This is a genomic window from Micromonospora sp. NPDC047134, assembly GCF_040643455.1.
Taxonomy (GTDB): domain Bacteria; phylum Actinomycetota; class Actinomycetes; order Mycobacteriales; family Micromonosporaceae; genus Micromonospora.
The window spans coordinates 1-4932 of sequence record NZ_JBEYUI010000052.1 but is presented as its reverse complement, the minus strand read 5'-3'; the positions used below and the strand labels follow the sequence as shown (position 1 = coordinate 4932).

Annotated in this window: 3 protein-coding genes and 1 pseudogene; 3 read left to right on the top strand and 1 reads right to left on the bottom strand. The window is 62.0% G+C overall.

The window, feature by feature from the left end; all coding sequences use genetic code 11:
• The 3 genes and pseudogenes from ABZ795_RS28660 to ABZ795_RS28650 form a co-directional block, all read left to right on the top strand.
• Positions 1–1339, top strand: a 1339-nt coding sequence (locus tag ABZ795_RS28660) for a hypothetical protein (protein ID WP_357532632.1), incomplete at its 5' end; no start/stop codon positions are given.
• Between the two features lie 509 nt (positions 1340–1848).
• Entirely contained in the window at positions 1849–3399 is a 1551-nt protein-coding gene (locus ABZ795_RS28655) for a DUF262 domain-containing protein (protein ID WP_357532631.1), read from the top strand.
• Positions 3400–3548: 149 nt separating this feature from the next.
• A pseudogene (locus ABZ795_RS28650) lies at positions 3549–4364 on the top strand (transposase family protein).
• A 147-nt stretch (positions 4365–4511) separates the two neighbouring features.
• Here the strand turns inward: ABZ795_RS28650 and ABZ795_RS28645 are convergent.
• Positions 4512–4932 (bottom strand): hypothetical protein (locus ABZ795_RS28645; RefSeq protein WP_357532630.1); only part of this gene is annotated, 421 nt, incomplete at its 5' end.

Genomic DNA, 4932 nt, shown 5'->3' with positions numbered 1-4932 from the left:
GAACAGCCTCGATGCGGGATTGCAGCAGGTATTCGCATGCAACGACGCCACCGCCGGCCGCGCGGCCACCGCCTTGCTACCCGCCGCAGCCGGGCTCGGTGCCGGAGCCGACGAATCCGTGGCCTGGACGCTGCACCAGTTCTACCGCAGGCTGCTGTTCGGGTTGATCGGATCCAGCGTCGACGTCGCCGCGGTGGCGGTCGTCCACCAGGCCGCGAAGGGCCGCGGGTTCTCCTCGGCGCTGCACTCGTGCGGACCGTTGACGGCCACCCCTCGCCTGCGGCGAGACCTGCAGCGGACCCGGGCCGACGAGGCGTTGCTGCCCGGCCCGCCGCCTGACGTCGAGCTGCCTGGCGGGGCGGAGACGGCCATGGTCTGCTACGCCGGCTCCGCAGAGGCTGAGACCGAATCCGATGTCGATGCCGTGCATCGCAACCGGCAGCGGGCATCCGATCGACGCGTCAGCGACGAATTGACGACCGCCCGCAGCCCGTGGCGACTGCCCCTGCTCACGCTCGACGAAGTGCAGGCGCTCCTGCCACCGGAGACCGTGCTCGTGTCGCTGATGCTCGGTGAGGGCCGCCGCGACGCGGCAAGCTCGCCGGTCGCCGCCCTGCATGGGCTGGCGATCACCCGGGACAGCGTCGAGCACCGCACCATGCTGCTCCCACAATTCGCCGGCGGCCTGATCAGGTTTTACCGGGGCACCCACCACCTCACGCTGTCCCCGCTCGCGCTGCGCGTCGCCGGCCTTCGCCGCGCCATCACCGCTGATCCACTGCACCGCGTCGTAACCCGCGACGCCCAGCAGACTCTGGCCGAACGGCCCGACACGTTCCTCGCCGGCTTCCTCGACCGTGTGCCGCACTGGCACGCGGAAGGCCGCCGGCACCTGTGTGTCTGGGCCGACGGGCCACTCCATTTCGTCGACGCGGCCGTCGGGGTGCATCTGAAAGCACCGGACGCGCCCGCCGATCGGCAGCCGATCGCTTGGTCCATCGACCCGAAGCGACGCTCCCACGCTGCGCCCAGGACCGGTCGGGTCTCACTCACCGCCAAACTCACGATCATCGAATCAACCATCGAATACGCACCGAACGGCAGCGGCGAGGAACTGTTCGTCGTCGGGATCGGCGAGCACGACAGCGACCCCGAATGGCGCTTCCGAGCGGTGAGCGGCGCACCGCTGATCGGCGACGAAGAACTCACCGTCGTGGTCAAGACGCCAGCCGGCACTCCCGCCCGAGCGGACGTTACGGTGGCCGCCACCGTCAAACACCGCCGGCTCGGGTTGCTCCCGTACCGAGCGGGATGTACCGCCTGTCGTACGGACTGTTGATCTGCCAGCCATGTGACCCGAACTGGGTGGTGAACTTCCCCGCGCGATGCGGGCCGCGCGGCGCGTTGTCCCCGAAGCTGAGCAGGCAGCAGGGCTGGTCACCCGGCGACCTGGATGAGCTGGCGTTGACGTGGCATACCAGTCGGCCTGACGTCCGGGGCGAGGTGCGCCACGGCAGCGGTCGCCGCGCCGACAATGTTTGTTTCTGCCTGGGCGCTGTGGAGGTTGGTCAGGTCTTAGGGCCGTGAGGATCAAAGATGTCGGCTTGCAGACACGGATTTCCGATCTTGGAGGGACAGGTAGTGAGCCCTGTGTCGATAATCTAGCCGTTACGATGGACATCGCCTGGCGGGCGGAGCGGGCTCGCATTGACCGGGAGGATCCGCTAAATGCCGACACACCACGTAAACCTTGATGCACTGATTCCCCGCGAGGACTTTGAGCTCGCTGGCAACGAGCCACTGACGCAACCGTCGATCCTTAGTACAAGTCTAAAGGTTACGGATCTCGTGGCTGAGAGTCTGATCTACAATGTATTGAGAAAACCCGACTTCCAGCGCGAGACGGCCAGCTGGCCGCCGGACAAGGTTGCGGAACTGGTTCGTAGTTTCCTGGAAGGCGACCTCATACCGTCCGTCATCATGTGGCGGTCGCCCATCAGTGGCAGCATTTTCGTCATCGATGGGGCGCATCGTTTGAGCGCATTGGTCGCTTGGGCTCACGATGACTATGGTGACCGGCAGACCTCAATAGGATTCTTCAATAACGTGATTCCGGTCGAACAGCGGAAAGCGGCCGAAGCGACCCGTTCCTTGATAGCGGAAACAGTCGGTTCGTATCGGGACCTCAGCGTAGCACTACGAAACCCAGAGGCGGTTCCCAAGGAGCGCCTTCGCCTGGCGCGTAACCTGAGTGCCTTCGCGGTAAGTCTTCAGTGGGTGATGGGCGAAGCCGACAAGGCGGAGAGTTCGTTCTTCCGCATTAATCAGCAGGCGACTCCTATCGATCAGGCTGAGCTGGAAATGATCAAAGCGAGACGGAAGCCGAACGCTGTGGCAGCTCGTGCTTTTATTAGAGCAGGAACCGGGCACAAATATTGGTCATCGTTTGATGCTCAGACACGCTCGGAAATCGAGAAAATCGCCAAAGAAGTTTATGATCTAATCTTTAAGCCCTCGCTGGATACCTCGATACGTAGCGCAGATCTTCCTGTGGCTGGTCGCGGCTACTCTTCGGATAGCGTGAAGATGGTTTTCGAGCTCGTAAACTTCGTAAATGGCATTTCGCCAGATACTTGGCGCAGGGGCAAAGTCTCTACGACTAAGCCTGGCTCGGGGACGTCCGGTAGAGCGGAACTAGCTGACGACCGCGACGGCGAGAACACCCTACGTTTCATGAGGGCGGTACGAAAGGCTGCCTCGCGCATTGCTGGAAATGATCCTGCCTCGCTTGGACTCCACCCTGCCGTCTACTTTTATAGTGCGACGGGACGATTTCAGCCGGCTGCTTTCCTCTCCGCTATTAGTTTCGTAACGAACTTGGTAAGCCGACGGCGCCTCAATCAATTCATGGCCATTCGCGCCGAATTCGAGGAATTTCTGATTACAAATAAGTTTTTCCTGAACCATATTGTGCGACGACACGGTAGTCTGACGCGGTCTGTTTCGCCCATAACTGTTATGCTGGAGACCACCTTTGAAGCTTTGAGTCAAGGTGCAGATGCGCCGCAGATTGTCAGCATTCTAAAAGATCAGCCGGACCTAAGGACGGCCTTAAGGGAAGTAAGTGGTGTCAGAGGTCAGCGTGGAGGAAGTTTTTCGACGGAGACCAAGAACGTGGTTATTCTCAGAGAAATTATCGACACAGCCCCCAAGTGTAGAATATGCGGCGCGCGCCTACCGCTTAGCGCGGCATCCTTCGATCATATCCGACGGAGGGCTGATGGGGGCTCCGGGGCGCGCGAAAACGCGCAGCTAACTCACCCCTACTGCAACACGGGGTTCAAAGAATTGATTCATTCTCGCGAGTCTGGAGTCGCCTCTTACGGGACAGTGAGGTGATCTCAGCGACGCATAAGGTTTGATTGGTGCGACACGGGCGAAGGCGGCGAGTCGGGCGGCAGTGGAAACAGGCGTGGAGCCATCGATAGACACGTCCTTGCGACAGAAACACGTCTTCGAGAGGGCTCCACGTGATTGCCTATCGTGCCATGGTCGACGTCCCGAGGGAACTCGTGCAGCACCTCGCCCGGCTGTTGTACGCACAACGCCGGGCCTGCGGCACCCGGGCGTTGACCTGCTTCTACCAGGCGCTGATGGTGCTCGTCTGGTTCCGCAAGGCCGAGGACATGACCCTGCTCGCCCGCCGGCTTCGGCATCTCCAGGGCGACCGCCCACCGCTACCGCGACGAGGGCATCGCCGTGCTCGCCGCCCAGGCCAAAACGACCTGCACACCGCTCTGCGTCGGGCCGCAGCCGACGGCTGGTCGCACGTGATCCTCGACGGCAAGCTGTTCGACTGCGACCGGCTGACAGAGACAACCCTGTCGGTCAAGGGCGACGTGATCGACGCCTGGTTCTCCGGCAAACACCGCGACTTCGGCGCGAACATCCAAGCAGTCATAGGTCCGGACGGGCTGCCGATCTGGACATCGACGGCGTTTCCCGGGCATCTACACGACACCAGTTGCGCTCGCGAACTCGGGATCACCGCTGCCCTGAACTGGTCCGCCGCCGAACTCGACCTACCGACCCTGGCCGACTCCGGTTACGAAAGCGCAGGCCACGGCATCAAAACCCCGGTCAAGCAACCCGCCGACGGCAACCGGCTCGCACCCGACAACCGCGCCTACAACCGACTCCTACGCGGTCTACGCTGGCAAGGAGAACGCGGCTTCGCAATCCTGATCGGACGCTGGAAAACGCTACGCCACACGACCGTCAGCCCACGCCGAATCGGCGACATCGTCGCCGCAGCCCTGCACCTGACCCACTTCGAATACAAATACCTACCGCAAAGTCGCTGAGATCACTTCAGTGGCCCGAGCCTAGGGAGTAGCGGTTACGTAACAACGATCGGAGATCGAGATCCAGTAGGCCACTTCGCATTTGCCGGCTACCCTTCTTGTAATCATCCCGCCCACGCCCGGCCCGTTCAGCACCGTGCTTGAGTCTTAGGGGCGTCGACGCAGCGGTCGAACCACGTACTTCACTTCGATGCCACATCTTTCCCCTAGGGCCTGATGCCGACGCTTGCCGCTAGCGTCGATATCGGCATCGGTGCGAACTGATAGCGCGACGCCAGGGCGTCCCTGTTCCGTGACCCCGACGGTCAGGGCAGCCCAGACAAGATCTTTCAGATGGTTGGGAGATCCCCAGCAGATGTAGCGTTTGGTCAGTCCGTTCGTCGCCAGGCAGTGTGGCGGCTTTTCTGCCTGGCTGCCGGGTATGTACCTCCAGTCTTGTCCGAAGGCTGGTCCAATGAAGTCGGATGGCGGCGAGTAACGCAGTGCGGTGAACTGCACGAATCTGCCCATGTTCTCGAGTGCTCGGGCGTATTCCTTGAGCGGTACATCCTTGATCCATAGATGGGGG